Origin of the sequence: Mycolicibacterium agri (assembly GCF_002553505.1) — a bacterium.
GTDB classification, from domain to species: Bacteria; Actinomycetota; Actinomycetes; order Mycobacteriales; family Mycobacteriaceae; genus Mycobacterium; species Mycobacterium agri.
In genome coordinates this window covers 1-16,578 of record NZ_PDCP01000066.1, presented here as the reverse complement: position 1 = coordinate 16,578, position 16,578 = coordinate 1, and the positions used below count along the sequence as shown (strand labels likewise).

Here is a 16,578-nt window from a genome sequence, read left to right as displayed (position 1 = left end):
CCTATTCGTCCAGGCCGTGTTCGATCGCGTAACGCGCCAACTCGACCCGGTTGGCGACCTGCAGCTTGCGGAACGTCGCCTGCACGTGGTTCTCGACCGTGCGGTGACTCAACGACAAGCGTGCCGCAATCTGCTTGGCGGTCAATCCCTTCGCGACGTATCGAAGGATCTCGGTTTCCCGCTCGGTCAGACTCGGCGCCGACGTCGCGTCGGGTCCCTTGGCGATGCGGCGGTACTCGCCCAGCACCAGACCGGCCAATCCTGGCGTGAACACGGCACGGCCTTCGGCGGTCGCCCGCACCGCGTCGTCGAGTTCCTGCTTCGACGCGCTCTTGACCAGATAACCGGTGGCGCCTGCCTTCACGGCCTCCAGCACGTCGTCGCGTTCGTCGGAGGCCGACAGCACGAGGATCTTCGACGACGGCGACACCGCAAGGACTTCGGCGGTGGCCTGTGCGCCGTCACCGTCGGGCAGTCGCATGTCCATCAGGACGACGTCGGGATGCACGACCGCGGCGCGCCTGCGGGCCGAGGCCACCCCGTCCGCGGTGGCCACCACGTTGAAGCCGTCCTCGGCGAGGTCGCGAGCGACCGCGTCGCGCCAAATGGGATGGTCGTCGACAACCATCACCGTCGGGGTACCGTCAGCTCCCATTCCGTCCCGCATTCCGGCCCGGTCGTCAGCTTCGCGCTGCCGCCCAGCCAATTCATCCGTCCCACAATTGATTTGGCGATCCCCATCCGGCCTTCGGCCGCGGCCGCTTCAAGTCGGCCGTCGGGGATGCCGACGCCGTCGTCACGGATGCTGACCGTGACCTCCTCACCCAGGTCCTCCAATAAAACGTACGCCCGGGCGTCGGGCCCGGCATGTGCGGCCACGTTGTCGAGCGCGTTGCCCGCCGCGGCAGCCAACTCCTCGGCGACTGTCGCGTCGAGCAACACCGGTTCGGCGGGCACGCTCACCGACACCCGGTCGGATGCGCGCTGCCGCAGACGAGCCCCGAGGTCGACCAACTGGCCGTCGGCCGGCTCCGCCTCGGCAGAGCTGACCAGCCGGCGCAGTGCCCGCTCCTGCTCCCCGGCCAGCTCGGCGAGTTCCGCTGTCTCACCGCCTATTTCGCGGCCGCGGCGGGACACCAGGGCAAGTACCTGGATGGCGCCGTCGTGCACCTGTCGCGACAGTCGCTCGCGTTCCTCGGTCCTGGCCGCCAGCCGCGCGGCGCGCTGCAGGTCCTCGTGGGCGCGGCGGGCGGTCTGGGCGGCCATGCCGACACCGAGCCCCACCGCGAGCTCGATCACCACCGTGGCGTTGCGGCCGAGGTCGTAGCTCAGCATGCCCTTGGCGAGGGTGCTGGCCGCGACGATCACCACGCCGCCGAGCATTCCGTAGATCGGCCCGAGCAGGATCGCCACGGAGATGGTCGCGTTGGTGGCCCACAGCGTCGTGGGCCAGGACTGGTTGTCCAGCGCCCACTGCTCGGAGGCGACGATGTCGGTGGACAGCATCAACGCCACTACGACGACGATCTCTGCCAGCACCCATGCGAGCCTGCGGCCGAATCCCTTGAGATAAGCGACCGCGCAGGCGACGCTCCAGGCGAGCAGCACCCCGAACAGCAGCCACCCGAGGGCGGGCCGTTCCAGGTCGTCGTTGACCGCGACCTGAAAGCCGAACGCGTAGAAGCAGCTGAGCAACCGGAACACCTGCGCCGCCCGCCACAGCGGGGTGGCCGGATCCGGTGTGGTCGCCGGCATCGGAGCTAGAGCACCTTGGACAGAAACGCCTTCGTGCGTTCATGACTCGGGTTGCTCAGGACATCCCGCGGCGCGCCGCGTTCGACGACGACGCCGCCGTCCATGAACACCAGTTCGTTGGCGACCTCCCGGGCGAACCCCATCTCGTGCGTCACCACCACCATCGTCATGCCTTCTTCGGCAAGCTTTTTCATGACGCTGAGCACCTCCCCGACCAGCTCGGGATCCAGCGCCGAGGTGGGTTCGTCGAAGAGCATGAGCTTGGGGTTCATCGCGAGCGCGCGGGCGATGGCGACCCGCTGCTGCTGCCCGCCCGACAGCTGCGCGGGGTAAGCGTCGGCCTTGTCGGCCAGCCCGACCTGCTTGAGAAGGTCACGGCCGCGTTCGATCGCCTCGTCCTTCTTGACCTTCTTGACGTGCAAGGGCGCCTCGACGATGTTCTCCAGCGCGGTGCGGTGCGGGAAAAGGTTGAAGTGCTGGAACACCATTCCCACTTCGCGCCGCTGTTTGGCGACGTCCTTGGGTCTCATCTCGTGCAGCTTGCCGCCCCGCTCCTGATAGCCGACCAGTTCGCCGTCCACGTAGAGGCGGCCCGCGGTCACCGTCTCCAGGTGGTTGATGCACCGCAGAAATGTCGACTTGCCCGAGCCGGACGGGCCCACCAGCACCAGCACCTGACCTTTGGGGACCTCGAGCGTGATGCCTTTGAGCACCTTCAGCGCGCCGAAGTCCTTGCAGACGCTTTCGGCCTTCACCATCGGAGCCGTCACGGGTGCGCCTCTCCCATCTGCGCCTTGGCCAGCGCTTCGAGTTGCTTCGACGTCAACCTGCGTGACGCTCCCCGCGAGTAGTAGCGCTCCAGGTAGTACTGGCCGACCATCAGGACGCTGGTGATGACCAGATACCAGGCCGCCGCCACCAGCGCCAACGGAACCGGTTCGAACTCCCTGGCGGCGATTTCGCGCATCGCGATGCTGTACAGGTCGAAGCTGTATGGCACCGCGGTGACCAGCGACGTGGTCTTCAGCATGCTGATGACCTCGTTGCCCGTCGGCGGGATAATCACCCGCATGGCTTGAGGAAGTACGGTGCGGCGCATCGTCATTCCCCACGACATACCCAGCGCGGTGGATGCCTCGGTCTGACCTTCCGGCACGGAACTGATTCCCGCACGGATGATTTCGGCCATATAGGCGGCTTCGTTGAGTGCCAGACCGAGCATCGCGAGGATGAAATAGTTCGGGTCGGTCAGCTGGATCTCCAACAACCGCGGGCCGAACGGCACACCGAGCTGGATGTTCCGGTAGATCGTGGGAATCAGACCCCAGAACGCCAACTGCACGTAAATCGGTGTGCCGCGGAAGATCCACAGATACACCCAGGCCACCGACGTGAACACGGGATTCGGCGAAAGCCGCATCACCGCGAGGATCACACCGAGGATGATCGCGATCACCATCGAGGTGACGGTGAGCATCAGCGTGATGCCCACACCGGTGAGGATCCGCTCATTGAAGAAGTACTTGGCGAAAACCGGCCAGCGGTAGAGCGGGTTGGTGGCGGCTCCGTAGATGAAAAGCCCTACCAGAATGACGATGACGACCGCCGCCACCCACCGCCAAGGATGACGCAGCGGAACGGCGTCGATTGCCTCTGGAGCGGTGGATGGCGGCGAGTCGACATCAGTAGCCATTATGAATTCCTGAACCCGAACCTAGTTGATCGCACCGTTGATGACGGGTTTGTCGATCATCCCCGACTCGACGCCCCAGTTGGTGGCGATCTGCTTGTAGGTGCCGTTCTCGATCAGATGCTCCAGCGCCTGCTTGAGCGACTGCGCCAGCGGCGAACCCTTCTTCACCGGCCAGCCGTACGGTGCGGCGTCGGCGATTTCGCCTGCGGCCTCGAGCTTGCCGTTGCTCTGCTTGATCGCGTATGCGGTCACCGGTGAGTCAGCCGACATCGCGTCGGCCTGACCCAGAATCACGGCGTTGGTCGCGGCGTCCTGCGCGTCGAACTTGACGATCTCGATCGGCGGTTTCCCGGCGTCGGTGCAGGCCTTGCTCTTCGCAGGCAGTTCTTCGGTTTCCTCGGTCGTCGTCGCCTGCACGGCCACCTTCTTGCCGCACGCGTCGTTCGGGTCGATCGGCTCACCCGGCCGCTGCGCCCACAGGATGCCCGCCGAGAAATACGTGACGAAGTCGACCGCCTGCTCACGCTCCTTGGTGTCGGTGAACGACGACATGCCGACGTGGAACGTGTCGCCCTGGATCGACGGGATGATTTTGGCGAAATCGGCTTCCCGGTACTCAGGCGTCAGCCCGAGAGTGGCCGCTATCGCGTTCATCAGGTCGACATCGAAGCCGACGATCTTGCCGCTCGGATCCTTGAACTCGTTTGGCGCGTACGGGATGTTGACGCCGATGATCAGCTTCCCGTCCTGTTTGATCGACTCAGGAACAGTGTTGGCGATCGCGTCGACCTTCTCGGCGGACGGGGCCGCTGGCGTCGTCTCCGAGCTCTCCTCGGACTGGCTTGAACATCCCGCCAACGCGAGCGCGCCTGTTACGGCAAACACTGCCGCACAGCGCCACATCTTCCCCCGACGGATTTCCCATCCACCTAGCACGGTTGCCTCTACTTTCTGCGTTGGACCGTTAACGTACGGAAGATTAACGGCGGCGGAGGCGTTGCGCCTGCGCTTCGGACCATTGTGCGGTCGCGCCCCATTTCCGGCGCGTTGCTCGCAAACACTCAACCACTCGGTTAGCCCTGTGAAACACTTTCCTCATGACTACCGAAGCTCCAACCAGTCTGTTGCCGCACCTGTGGAAGTCGGAATTGGTGTCGGGCGTGCTCGCCGTGATTCTCGGCATCATGGTGCTCGCCTGGCCCGGGATATCGATCCTGGTGGCGGCGATTGTGTTCGGCGCGTATCTCCTGGTGGCCGGCGCCCTGCAAGTCGTCATGGCGTTCAGCCTGCACGTCGCCGCGAGCGGCCGGGTGCTGTTGTTCATCAGCGGCGCCGCGGCGCTGATTCTGGCCGTGCTGGCGTTCCGGCGGTTGGGCGAGGGCTATGCCGTGTTGTTGCTGGCCATCTGGATCGGTGTCGGATTCGTCTTCCGCGGGGTGGCCACGACGGTGGCGGCCATCAGCGATCCCACTCTGCCCGTGCGCGCTTGGCACATCTTCCTCGGCGTCATCAGCCTGATCGCCGGTGTCATAGTGATCGCATCGCCGTTCGAATCCATCATCACGTTGGCGATCGTGGCCGGAATCATGCTGATCGCCATCGGTGTATCCGAAGTCATATCGGCGTTCGGGCTTCGCAAGTCGATCAAATCCGGCGCTGCGCCTGCAGCACCACGGCCGGCGGATCAGTCCACGGCTGAGCAATCCCCGTCATGACCGAACCTCCGCAGCAACCGCCACCGCAGCAGCCGCCCCCGTATCCGAGCTATCCGCAGTACCCGCCACCGCCTGGCGGCGGCTATCCCGGCGGTTATCCGCCGCCGCCCCCGCAGCCATATGCCGGCTACGCACCGCCGCCGGTGGCTCCCAAGAACGGTTTGGGCATCGCCGCGCTGGTCGTCGCGATCGTGGCGCTCATCTCCGTCGTCGGCGGCGTGGTGCTCGGCTTCGTCGCGATCATCCTCGGCGTGCTCGGGTGGCAGCGAGCCAAGCGCGGCGAGGCCACCAACGGCGGCATCGCGATTGCGGGCATCGTGCTCGGTGTGCTCAGCATCATCGAGGCGATCATCGTCATCGCCATGTTGGTGTGGGCATTCAACGAGGTCGGCGGCACCGACTACATCGACTGCGTGGCGCGGGCGGGCTCGGATCAAGAAGCCGTGCAGCGGTGCGCCGAACAGTTCGAGAGACGCGTCGAGGATCAGTTCTCGGTGACGATCACGACGCCGGTGCCGACACCCTAGCCAGGTGCCGTCGCCTCGGCAGGAACTCCAATGAGAGCAGCACGAAAAGCAGCGGCACCACCTGCGTCAGGGTGACCATCACATAGCGGCGGTCACCGACGGCGTGAAACTTGCGCAGGTAGCGGTACAGCGACTCCAGCGCAATCAGCGGATCGCCGAGGTGCACAGCGACGTAGACCAGAGTGCGGGCGAAATTGCGGTTCTTGTCCATGAAGATCTCGGGAAACGCCGCGAAGGCAAGCGAAACCCGCTGCGCCCCAAACTCTTTGGCAGCCTGGATCATGTCGACCGACAACCGCTCGTCGATGCCGTTGAGCGCGCCGCGGCGGCGCCAGGGCACATCGAGCGTCACGTCGGTGCCGCGACCGGCGGTGGCGTAGCGGTGGAAACCCTGTATCCGGCCTTCCCTGTCGCGCGCGATGATCAGCAACACACCCGGGTATCTGCCCTCGAGCACGCCGTCGAGCGACATCGAAAAGCCGCGCTCGGTGCGGGCGCCCTTCGGCGATGACAGCACCACGTCGGTCAGTTCGGCCAGCAGGTCGCCGTTCAGCGCCTGCTCGTCGACGATCTCGGTGGTGACGCCGAAATTCTTGGTGCGCTGCACGGCCTGGCGCAGGTTGCGGAATTTGCGGCCCACCATCTCGAATTCCGCCACGTCTATGACCACATCGCGACCGATCGGCACGGCCCACAGCCGCTGCCCCACCAGGGCGGGATCGGTCCACAGATGCATGCGGCGTTCACTGCAGCCCAGCACGACGATGCGCCACCCGCGGGTGTGGCACATCGCGGCGAAGTCGGCGACCAGCGCCCTGAAGCGGGCCTCGTTGCCGATCGGGTCGCCGCTGACCACCGCGAACCCCAACCGGGTGCGGTAGCCGATGGCGGCGGTGCCGTCGGCGCTGAAGTGGTAGCACTTCAGCCGGTGCATTGCGAACGGCGCGAGCGGGTCGCCCGTCGTCGCGTCCACGAGTGCGAAAATCCGCGGTAAATCGGCCGGGTTCGGCCGCGCCGACGTCGGCCACATCAGCGCCACCGCCGCGGCAATCAACAGCAGGTTGCCGAGCAAATCGAACGCCAGGAAGACCGCGGCCAGACCGGCGATCAGCGCCACCATCGACGCCGTGGCATGGCCCGCGGTGACCGGCCGACCGAGGAAAACGCCCCTTGCGATCACCAGGACGGCGATCAAAAGGGTCAGTGACCAGGAGAAATCCTTGTGCGCGACGAGCAGCCAACCGGTCAGGCTCAATACCGCGAGGGCGCTGATCCAGCGGGCGGCGCGCGAGTCGACGTGGACGACAACGCGCTCACTGGCCCGTTGCCTCGCTGCTACTCTCATCGCTTTGCACCCGGGAAGTGTTTGATGATGCCTTCCTGAACCACGGTAGCCACCACTTGGCCCGATTGGTCGAAAACGTGCCCGGTTGCCAGCCCCCGCGAATCGGCGGCCACCGGCGAGGTCGTCGAGTACAGCAACCAGTCGTCGAACCGGATCGGGCGGTGGAACCACACCGAGTGGTTGACGGTCGCGGCGAAGATGCGGTCGTGGCCCCACGACAGGCCGTGGGTGGTGATGATCGAGTCGAGCACGGTGGTGTCCGAGGAGTACACCAGTGCTGCGGCGTGCAGTACGGGGTCCTCGGGCATCGGCCCGTCGGCCTTGAGCCAGACGCGGTTGTGCTCGAGTCGCCCGCCCTTGTCGCGCATCACCCAGGCCGGATCGTTGGTGTAGCGCCACTCGATCGGCCTCAGCGCCCCGACGAACTGCGGCACCGTCTCCTCGTATCCGGCAAGGAATTCCTCGATTTTGGGCAGCGACAACGGATCTGGCACGTCGGGCGCCGCGATACCGTGCTCCAGGCCGCGACCGCCGTCGACGAACGACACCATGGCCGTGGTGAGAAGCGCGCCGTCCTGCATGACGTCGATACGCCGGTTTGCGAACCGTCGTTCGTCGCGCAACCGCACGACGCGGAATTCAAGGTCCTTGCCCGGGTCACCACCGGCGATGAAGTGCGCCGAGATCGACGCGGGCGCGCAGGCGCGGCTCAGCGAGCGGCTCGCCGCGACGAAGGACTGCGCCATCATCTGGCCGCCGAACGTGCGGGGCGGGTTCTTGCTGGGGTGCGAGCCGACGAACGTGTCGTCGTCGATGCGGTTGAGGTCGAGTACCTCGAGCAGCTCGTGAAAGTCTTGCTCCGGCACTACCGCTCCTACCTGTTAGGCGTCGTCCTCCCCGATCCGGTGCACGTGGATCAGATTGGTCGAGCCTACTGTGCCCGGAGGAGCGCCAGCGATGATGACCACCAGGTCGCCGCGCTTGTAGCGACCGAGCTCAAGCAGGGATTTGTCGACCTGACGGATCATGCCGTCCGTCGTCGCGATGTGCGGAACGATGAACGTCTCGGTGCCCCAGCTCAACGCCAGCTGGCTGCGCACTTCGGGCAGCGACGTGAACGCCAGCAGCGGCAGCGGGGTGTGCAGCCTGGCCAACCTGCGCACCGTGTCGCCGGACTGGGTGTAGGCCACCAGGGCTTTGGCGTCCAGCCGCTCGCCGATGTCGCGGGCGGCATAGGAGATGACGCCGCGCTTGGTCCTCGGCACGTGGGTCAGCGGCGGCACGACGACCGAGTTCTGTTCGACGGCAGTGATGATGCGCGCCATCGTCCTGACGGCCTCGAGCGGGTACTTGCCGACGGAGGTCTCACCGGAGAGCATCACCGCGTCGGCGCCGTCGAGTACCGCGTTGGCGACGTCGGACGCCTCCGCGCGGGTGGGCCGGGAGTGCTCGATCATCGACTCCAGCATCTGCGTGGCGACGATGACCGGTTTGGCGTTCTCCCTTGCCATTTGGATGGCGCGCTTCTGGACCAGCGGCACCTCTTCGAGCGGCAGCTCAACGCCGAGGTCGCCACGGGCGACCATGATCGCGTCGAAGGCCAGCACGATGGCTTCGAGGTTGTCGACGGCTTCCGGCTTCTCCAGCTTGGCGATCACCGGGACGCGGCGGCCGACCCGATCCATCACCTCGTGCACCAACTCGACATCGGCGGGTGAGCGCACGAACGACAGCGCGATGAGGTCGACGCCGAGCCGGATCGCGAATTCCAGGTCCTCGATGTCTTTTTCCGACAGCGCGGGCACCGACACGTTCATGCCGGGCAGCGACAGCCCCTTGTTGTTGCTGACCGGTCCGCCCTCGGTGACCGTGCACACCACGTCGTTGCCCTCGACGTGGTCGACCACCAGGCCGACGTTGCCGTCGTCCACCAGCAGCCGGTCGCCGGGCGACGCGTCCTGCGCGAGTTGCTTGTAGGTGGTCGACACCCGGTCGTGGGTGCCCTCGCAGTCCTCGACGGTGATGCGCACCGTTTCGCCGGTGGCCCAATAGGTGGGGCCCGACGCGAACCGTCCGAGGCGGATCTTGGGCCCCTGCAGGTCGGCGAGGATGCCGACCGCGTGCCCTGTCACATCGGAGGCCGCGCGCACCCGCTTGTAGTGCGCCTCGTGGTCTGCGTACTCGCCGTGGCTGAAGTTGAGTCGGGCGACGTCCATTCCGGCCTCGACCAACGCCCGTACGACATGGTCCTCACTGGTCGCAGGGCCGAGGGTGCAGACGATTTTTCCGCGTCTAGTCACGACATCTGAGCATAGTCCCGTTGGCTGCGGGTCATGCGACCGCGAGAGGCAACGCACCGGGATGCACCGGCGCGGGCAGGTCCGATTCGCCCATCAGGTAGGCGTCGACGGCATGTGCGGCGCTGCGGCCTTCGGCGATCGCCCACACGATCAGCGACGCGCCGCGATGGGCGTCGCCACAGACGAAAACGCCCGGCGTGCTCGTCTGCCAGTCCGATCCGCACGACAGCGTGCCGCGGCCGTTGAGTCGCAGTCCGAGTTCGTCCAGCAGCGGCATGTGCTCGACCCCCTCGAACCCGATGGCCAACAGCGCGAGATCACATTGGATCTGCAGCGGCTCCCCGACGGGCGTGATGTGCCTGCGGCCGTCGGCGTCGCGGCTGACGCGCACCTCGGCGATCTCCATCGCGCGGACATGGCCGGTGTCGTCGCCGATGAACCGCTGCACGGCCACCTCGTAGCGGCGCGCCCCACCTTCGACGTGGGCCGGCGACGTGCGCAGCACCAGCGGCCACGTCGGCCACGGCGTGCGGGATTCGTCGCGGTGCAGCGGCGGCTCGGGTTTGTAGTCCAGCTGCGTCACCGACGCCGCACCCTGGCGGTGTGCGGTGCCCAGGCAGTCGGCGCCGGTGTCGCCGCCGCCGATGATCACGACGTGCTTGCCCTGCGCCGACAGCGGCGACGGGCCGTCGCCCTCACATTCCCGGTTGGCGGGCACGAGATGCTCCATCGCGAGATGCACACCGTCGAGGTGGCGGCCCTCGACGTCGTTGTCGCGGCCGCGCAGCGCGCCGACCGCCAACACGACTGCGTCGTGACGCTCGCGGAGCTGCTCCACCGACAGGTCGACGCCGACCTCGCACTCGGTGATGAAACGGGTTCCCTCCGCCCGCATCTGGGCCAGCCGCTGGTTCAGCGTGGCCTTCTCGAGTTTGTATTCGGGGATGCCGTAACGCATCAGTCCGCCCAGCCGGTCGTCACGCTCATACACGGTGACCTGGTGCCCGGCGCGGGTAAGCTGTTGTGCTGCAGCGAGTCCCGCAGGACCAGAACCAACGATCGCGACGCTCTTGCCGGTCACGATGGCCGGTGGCTGCGGTTCGACGATGCCGTCGCGCCACGCGTGGTCGGCGATGGTCTGCTCGATGCGTTTGATCGTGACGCTGCCGCCGGTCTTCTCCTCGGCGATGGACAGCACGCAGGCCGCTTCGCACGGCGCCGGACACAACCTGCCGGTGAACTCCGGAAAGTTGTTGGTGGCGTGCAGCCGTTCGCTGGCAGCGTCCCACCGGCCGCGGCGGACCAGGTCATTCCACTCCGGAATCAGGTTCCCGAGCGGGCAGCCTGCACTTCCGGAGTGGCAGAACGGGATTCCGCAATCCATGCAGCGGCGGGCCTGTTGGGAGACCTCGAACGCCCGCTGGTGCGGATCCTGCTGCTCGTAGACCTCGCGCCAGTCGCCGATGCGGTCGTCGACGGGTCGTTTGGCGGCCTCGATCTTGGGTACTTCGAGAAATCCGTGCGGATCAGCCACGGCTTGCCTCCATGATCGCGGTGTCGACGTCGCGGCCTTCCGCCTTCGCCATCCGGGTGGCGGTCAGCACGCGCTGGTAGTCGGTGGGCATGATCTTGGTGAATTGAGCGCTGCGCCTTGGCCAGTCGGACAACACCGACGCCGCGAGGGTGCTGCCGGTGAAGCGGGCGTGGCGCGCTACGACGTCGCGCAGCCAGGCAAAGTCCTCCGGGTCGAGAGGCTGCAGCTCGACCGTCTCGGTGTTGACCATCGCCGGATCCAGCCCGAGCACGAACGCGATGCCGCCGGACATGCCCGCGGCCATGTTGCGGCCGGTCTTGCCGAGCACCACCACCCGGCCTCCGGTCATGTACTCGCAGGCGTGGTCGCCGACGCCTTCGGTGACCGCGAGGGCGCCGGAGTTGCGCGCGCAGAACCGCTCCCCCACGCGCCCGCGCAGGTATACCTCGCCTGAGGTGGCGCCGTAGAGCAGTGTGTTGCCCGCAACGACGTGGTCCTCCGGCAGGAACAGCACGTCCTCGGGCGGCCTGACGATGATGCGCCCGCCCGAAATCCCCTTGCCGACATAGTCGTTGGCGTCACCGATCAGCTCCAGGGTGATGCCCGGCGGCAGGAATGCGCCGATGGACTGGCCGGCCGATCCGGCGAGCGTGATGTGAATGGTGTCGTCGGGTAGCCCCTGGGCGCCGTAGCGGCGGGTGACCTCCGCGCCGAGCATCGTGCCGACGGTGCGGTTGACGTTGCGCACGGGCAGCTCGAGCCGCACCGGATGCGCATCTTCCAGTGCCCCCTCGGCAAGCTGGATCAGCGTCTGGTCCAGCGCTTGGTCGAGCGCGTGATACTGGCTGCGGACCCGGCGGCGCGCCGTGTTGGCGGGATCGTGCGCGTTGGTGACCGTGGTGAAGATCGGCGACAGGTCGAGGCCCTTGGCCTTCCAGTGCGCGACACCTTCTGCGGTGTCGAGCATTTCGACGTGGCCGACGGCTTCGTCGATGCTGCGGAACCCGAGTTCGGCCAGATAGCGGCGGATGTCCTCGGCGACGAACCGGAAGAAGTTCTCCACGAACTCGGGCCTACCGGTGTAGCGCGAGCGCAGCTCGGGGTTCTGGGTGGCGATGCCGACCGGGCAGGTGTCAAGGTGGCAGACCCGCATCATGACGCAGCCCGAAACCACCAGCGGCGCTGTGGCGAAGCCGAATTCCTCGGCACCGAGCAGCATCGCGACGACGACGTCGCGGGCCGTGCGCATGCCGCCGTCGCACTGCACGGTGATCCTGTCTCGCAGCCCGTTGAGGATCAGCGTCTGCTGGGTGTCGGCCAGCCCGATCTCCCACGGGGCACCCGCGTGTTTGAGCGACGTCAGCGGTGCGGCGCCGGTGCCGCCGTCGTAGCCGGAGATCAGCACCACGTCGGCGTGCGCCTTCGACACGCCGGCGGCCACAGTGCCGACGCCCACCGAGCTGACCAGCTTGACGTGAATCCTGGCTTCGGAGTTGGCGTTCTTCAGGTCGTGGATCAGCTGCGCCAGATCCTCGATCGAGTAGATGTCGTGGTGCGGGGGCGGCGAGATCAGGCCGACGCCGGGTGTGGAGTGGCGGGTCTTGGCGATGTTGGGATACACCTTGTAGCCCGGCAGCTGGCCGCCCTCACCGGGTTTGGCGCCTTGGGCCATCTTGATCTGGATGTCGGTGGCGTTGACCAGATAGTCGCTGGTGACGCCGAACCTGCCGGATGCGACCTGTTTGACGGCGCTGCGCCGACGCGGATCGTAGAGCCGCTCGACGTCTTCGCCGCCTTCACCGGAGTTGGACCGCCCGCCGAGGTTGTTCATGGCGATCGCCATGGTTTCGTGGGCCTCGGCCGAAATGGAGCCGTAACTCATTGCGCCCGTGTTGAACCGGGTGACGATTGACTCGACGGGCTCGACCTCGTCGATGGGCACTGGCGGGCGCAGCCCCGTCTTCAGCTCGAACAGGCCGCGCAGCGTGCCGCCCTCGCGGGACAGCCGGTCGACCTCCTGCGAGTACTGCCGGAAGATGTCGTAGCGTCCCGTCCGGGTCGAATGCTGAAGCAGGAACACCACTTCGGGGGTGAAGAGGTGCAGTTCGCCTTCGCGTCGGAAGGCGTATTCGCCGCCGACGTCGAGGCGGCGGTGCACGCGTTCGGTGGGGTTCTCGGGATAGGCGCGGCGGTGGCGTAGCTTGACTTCCTCGGCGATCACGTCGAGCCCGACGCCACCGAGCTGGCTCGGTGTGCCGGCGAAGTACTCGTCTATCACCGCGCGGTCGAGGCCGATCGCCTCGAAGGCCTGTGCGGCTGTGTAGGACGCGACGGTGGAGATGCCCATCTTGCTCATCACCTTCATCACGCCCTTGCTGAGCGCCTTGAGGTAGTTGCGCACCGCGCTGCCTGCGTCGATGCCGGTGAGTTCTCCTTCGCGGATCAGGTCCTCGATGGACTCGAACGCCAGGTACGGGTTGACCGCGGCGGCGCCGAAGCCGATGAGCATCGCGATGTGATGCACTTCGCGGGCGTCGCCGCTTTCCACGATGAGCGCGACCGTTGTGCGCTGTTTGGTGCGCACGAGATGGTGGTGCACCGCCGAGACCGCGAGCAGCGACGGGATCGGCGCGCGGGTGTGGTCGGAGTCGCGGTCGGAGATCACCAGGATGCGTGCGCCTTTGGCGATCGCGTCGCAGGCTTGCGCGCGCAGTTCCTCCAGCGCGTCGGCGAGGCCTTCGCCGCCGCGTTCGACCTCGTAGAGGCCGCGCAGCACGGCGGCGCGCAGGCCAGGGTGATCGCCGTCGTCGTTGATGTGGACGATCTTGTTGAGTTCGTCGTTGTCAAGTACCGGCCAGGTGAGCCGGATCTGGCGACAGGACGCCGTGGATGGCTCGAGCAAGTTCTGCTCGGGACCCATGACGCGTGACATCGAGGTGACGACCGCTTCGCGGATCGCATCCAGCGGCGGGTTGGTCACCTGCGCGAAGAGCTCGACGAAGTAGTCGTAGAGCAGCTTGGGGCGCTGAGACAAAACGGCGGTCGGAGTGTCGGTGCCCATCGAGCCCAGCGGCTCGGCGCCGGATGCGGCCATGGGGGTCAACAGGATTCGCAGATCTTCTTCGGTGTAGCCGAAGGCGACCTGCCGGTGCACGACCGAGTCGTGGTTGGGGTGGGCGCGGCTGCGGTCGGGCAGCGTCGCCAGGTCCAGCAGGCCGGCGTGCAGCCACTCGCCGTAGGGATGGGCGGCGGCGAGTTCGGCCTTGATCTCGCGGTCGGGGACGATGCGCCCGGCGGCGGTGTCGACGAGGAACATCTTGCCCGGTTCGAGCCTGCCCTTCGCGACGATCTGCGCCGACGGGACGTCGAGCACGCCGCTTTCGCTGGCGAGGATGACGCGGTCATCGACGGTGCGCCACCACCGGCCGGGCCGTAACCCGTTGCGGTCCAACACGGCTCCCACGACGGTGCCGTCGGTGAAGGTCACGCACGCAGGGCCGTCCCACGGCTCCATCAGCGATGCGTGGAACTGCCAGAAGTCGCGCTGCCGCTGGCTGAGCGAGGCGTTGTTCTCCCACGCCTCCGGAATCATCATCAGCACGGCGTGTGGCAGGCTGCGCCCGCCGAGGTGCAGCAGTTCGAGGACCTGGTCGAAGGAGGCGGAGTCCGAGGCGTCGGGTGTGCAGATCGGTGAGAGCCTGGTGAGGTCGCCGTCGATCAAGCTGCTGGCGAGCAACGCTTCTCGGGCGTGCATGCGGTTGCGGTTGCCGCGCACGGTGTTGATCTCGCCGTTGTGGGCGACGAACCGGAACGGGTGTGCCAGCGGCCATGACGGGAAGGTGTTGGTGGAGAACCTGCTGTGCACGATGGCGATCGCGCTGGTGACGCGTTCGTCGCGCAGGTCTGAAAAGAATTGCGGCAGTTGAACTGTCGTGAGCATGCCCTTGTAGGCAATAGTCCGGCTGGACAGCGACGGGAAGTACACCGGTGCGGCGGCTTCGGCCCTTTTCCGCATCGGGTAGACGCGGCGATCGAGCTCGATGCCGCCGACACGGTCGGGCGCGGCGACGAACAGCTGCGACATGTGCGGCATGCAGCCACGCGCGGTGGTGCCGAGGTCGGCGCCGTCGGGGTCGACGGGCATCTCGCGCCAGCCGAGAACCTCCAGCCCCTCGTCGGCGGCGATGGTCTCGACGCGCTGACGCGCGGCCGCCCGCTCGTCGGGGTCCTGCGGCAGGAAGCAGATGCCGGCGGCGAACGCGTTGCAGCCGTCGGCGGTCGTCGGGGGCAGTTCGAAGTCGACCTCGTCGCGGAAGAGCTCGACGGGCAGCTGGATGAGGATGCCTGCGCCGTCGCCGCTGTTGGTTTCGGCGCCGGCCGCGCCGCGGTGGTCGAGATGCTCGAGGGCGATCAGGCCGTCGGCGACGATGGCGTGCGAGCGTCTGCCCTCGATGTCGGCGATCATCGCGACACCGCAGGAGTCGGATTCGTGTTGTGGGTCGTACAGCCCTTGGGCGTGCGGCAATGCCGAGAACAGCACGTAGGAACTACCTCCGCAGTCTCCGGAATTCTTGTCACGGGACTGCAGCGGCCCGAAGGCTCGATTGTATCAGCGAAGGTGGGTGGTCACCCGCCGAGAACCGTCGGGACCAGCGGAAATCCGGGCAGATTGCGCGCCACCGTCCACGTGACGGCCAGCACGACGATGACGACGATCGCCGGGGCCGTGAAGATCGGTCGCTGTGCGCGCCAGCGCACGAGGATCCATGCGAGCAGCGCGGGCAGACCGACGAGCAGGAAAACGTTGTCGACAGCGGCCGCGGCGAAATCGCCGTGCAGCAGGTCATGGGTCATCCGCAGGCCGCCGCAAGCGGGACAGTTCCAGCCCGTCAGCAGCTTGAACGGGCAGGCGGGAAAGATCGACGACGGGCGATGAGGGTCGACCAGCCCCACGTAGGCGAGGGCGCCACTGAACAGCGCGGCTGCGCCGAGCGCGCTGTAGGCCCGGGTCCGGCTGTTGAGCGTGCTGCTAGGTGCCCTCACGGAGGGGACGTCCTTCGGGGTCTCGCACCTTGTCGGTGAAGATCAGGACAGCGTCGACGATGCCCCACACGATGGCGCCGATGCCACACGTGATGAGACCGACGACCAGTTGGGCGATGCCGAGGCCGGTGTAGCCCAGGTAGATGCGGCCGATGCCGACGAGTCCGAACAGACCGATCAACTGCAGCAGTCCGGCGACGAGCTTGGACTTGTCGGAGAGAGGTTCGCCTGTGACCGGGTGGCGGCCGTAGGGGGCGGTGGGATCGGTGTAGACGGGTGGATACTGGCCCGGCGGTGGATAGCCGGGCGGTTGTTGGCCGTAGCCAGGAGGTGGCGGCTGATATTGCGGTTGCTGCGGCGAGGGAGGCCCCTCGGTGCCACCGAATTGCGGCTCAGTCATGGCCCCAGCATGCCAGAAGCCATGTGTGGCTATGGGGGTTCGGGCGACGGATCGGCAATGAGCAGGCGCAGCATTTCGACGAGTCCGTGCACAGGGCTGCAAGGGTCGATCGAACGCATCAGCCCGAGCCCGACGCCGAGGGCCATCAAGATGGTGGCGGCATCGCGGCCGGGCATTCCACCCCGTATCAGAAGGGTGGGGGTTTGTTGCGTTCGGTGATGCGGGGGTTGTTGAGTTTGCGTTCGGCGTGGATGCGGGCGGCGCGG

The 16,578-nt window shown here is 66.8% G+C and carries 15 protein-coding genes; 3 read left to right on the top strand and 12 right to left on the bottom strand.

What is annotated here, in order from left to right:
• Position 1: 1 nt before the first annotated feature.
• The 5 genes from CQY20_RS25795 to CQY20_RS25775 are packed head-to-tail and all read right to left on the bottom strand — an operon-like array spanning position 2 to position 4,351.
• Positions 2-655, bottom strand: coding sequence for a response regulator (locus CQY20_RS25795; RefSeq protein ID WP_097942914.1), 654 nt, complete (start codon positions 653-655; stop codon positions 2-4).
• Complete coding sequence (gene macS / locus CQY20_RS25790; RefSeq protein WP_097942913.1) at positions 628-1,755, bottom strand: MacS family sensor histidine kinase; 1,128 nt, start codon at positions 1,753-1,755, stop codon at positions 628-630. The genes CQY20_RS25795 and macS overlap by 28 nt, the downstream gene beginning before the upstream one ends.
• Before the next feature lie 5 nt (positions 1,756-1,760).
• Positions 1,761-2,513 carry an amino acid ABC transporter ATP-binding protein gene (locus tag CQY20_RS25785; protein WP_097942927.1) on the bottom strand — a complete coding sequence of 251 codons (753 nt, stop codon included), beginning with the start codon at positions 2,511-2,513 and terminating at the stop codon, positions 1,761-1,763.
• Between the two features lie 8 nt (positions 2,514-2,521).
• On the bottom strand, positions 2,522-3,448 hold the full coding sequence (locus tag CQY20_RS25780; RefSeq protein WP_097942912.1) for an amino acid ABC transporter permease: 927 nt from the start codon (positions 3,446-3,448) through the stop codon (positions 2,522-2,524).
• A 21-nt stretch (positions 3,449-3,469) separates the two neighbouring features.
• Positions 3,470-4,351, bottom strand: coding sequence for an ABC transporter substrate-binding protein (locus CQY20_RS25775; protein WP_097942911.1), 882 nt, complete (start codon positions 4,349-4,351; stop codon positions 3,470-3,472).
• A gap of 218 nt (positions 4,352-4,569) precedes the next feature.
• On the opposite strand from CQY20_RS25775, the gene CQY20_RS25770 reads away from it, so the two are divergent.
• Positions 4,570-5,163: an HdeD family acid-resistance protein gene (locus CQY20_RS25770; RefSeq protein ID WP_097942926.1), complete on the top strand. Its 594-nt coding sequence runs from the start codon at positions 4,570-4,572 to the stop codon at positions 5,161-5,163.
• Entirely contained in the window at positions 5,160-5,690 is a 531-nt protein-coding gene (locus CQY20_RS25765) for a DUF4190 domain-containing protein (protein WP_097942910.1), read from the top strand. The genes CQY20_RS25770 and CQY20_RS25765 overlap by 4 nt, the downstream gene beginning before the upstream one ends.
• Here the strand turns inward: CQY20_RS25765 and CQY20_RS25760 are convergent.
• The 7 genes from CQY20_RS25760 to CQY20_RS25730 all read right to left on the bottom strand — a co-directional run bounded on the left by CQY20_RS25760 (position 5,665) and on the right by CQY20_RS25730 (position 16,312).
• The gene (locus CQY20_RS25760) at positions 5,665-7,035 is read right to left on the bottom strand and encodes an MprF family protein (RefSeq protein ID WP_097942909.1); all 1,371 of its coding nucleotides are present in this window, start codon (positions 7,033-7,035) and stop codon (positions 5,665-5,667) included. The genes CQY20_RS25765 and CQY20_RS25760 overlap by 26 nt on opposite strands.
• Positions 7,032-7,901, bottom strand: a complete 870-nt coding sequence (locus CQY20_RS25755; protein ID WP_097942908.1) for an acyl-CoA thioesterase II — start codon at positions 7,899-7,901, stop codon at positions 7,032-7,034. The genes CQY20_RS25760 and CQY20_RS25755 overlap by 4 nt, the downstream gene beginning before the upstream one ends.
• A 15-nt stretch (positions 7,902-7,916) precedes the next feature.
• Positions 7,917-9,335, bottom strand: a complete 1,419-nt coding sequence (gene pyk, locus CQY20_RS25750) for a pyruvate kinase (protein ID WP_097942907.1) — start codon at positions 9,333-9,335, stop codon at positions 7,917-7,919.
• Between the two features lie 31 nt (positions 9,336-9,366).
• On the bottom strand, positions 9,367-10,869 hold the full coding sequence (locus CQY20_RS25745) for a glutamate synthase subunit beta (protein WP_097942906.1): 1,503 nt from the start codon (positions 10,867-10,869) through the stop codon (positions 9,367-9,369).
• The gene (gltB, locus tag CQY20_RS25740; protein WP_097942905.1) at positions 10,862-15,409 is read right to left on the bottom strand and encodes a glutamate synthase large subunit; all 4,548 of its coding nucleotides are present in this window, start codon (positions 15,407-15,409) and stop codon (positions 10,862-10,864) included. Before gltB ends, CQY20_RS25745 begins: the two co-directional genes overlap by 8 nt.
• An 86-nt stretch (positions 15,410-15,495) precedes the next feature.
• Complete coding sequence (locus CQY20_RS25735; protein WP_097942904.1) at positions 15,496-15,912, bottom strand: DUF2752 domain-containing protein; 417 nt, start codon at positions 15,910-15,912, stop codon at positions 15,496-15,498.
• Entirely contained in the window at positions 15,899-16,312 is a 414-nt protein-coding gene (locus tag CQY20_RS25730; protein ID WP_097942903.1) for a TM2 domain-containing protein, read from the bottom strand. Before CQY20_RS25730 ends, CQY20_RS25735 begins: the two co-directional genes overlap by 14 nt.
• A gap of 23 nt (positions 16,313-16,335) precedes the next feature.
• Between CQY20_RS25730 and CQY20_RS35215 the strand changes: the two genes are divergently transcribed.
• A partial coding sequence (locus tag CQY20_RS35215) for a hypothetical protein (protein ID WP_207767322.1) occupies positions 16,336-16,578 on the top strand: 243 nt, incomplete at its 3' end.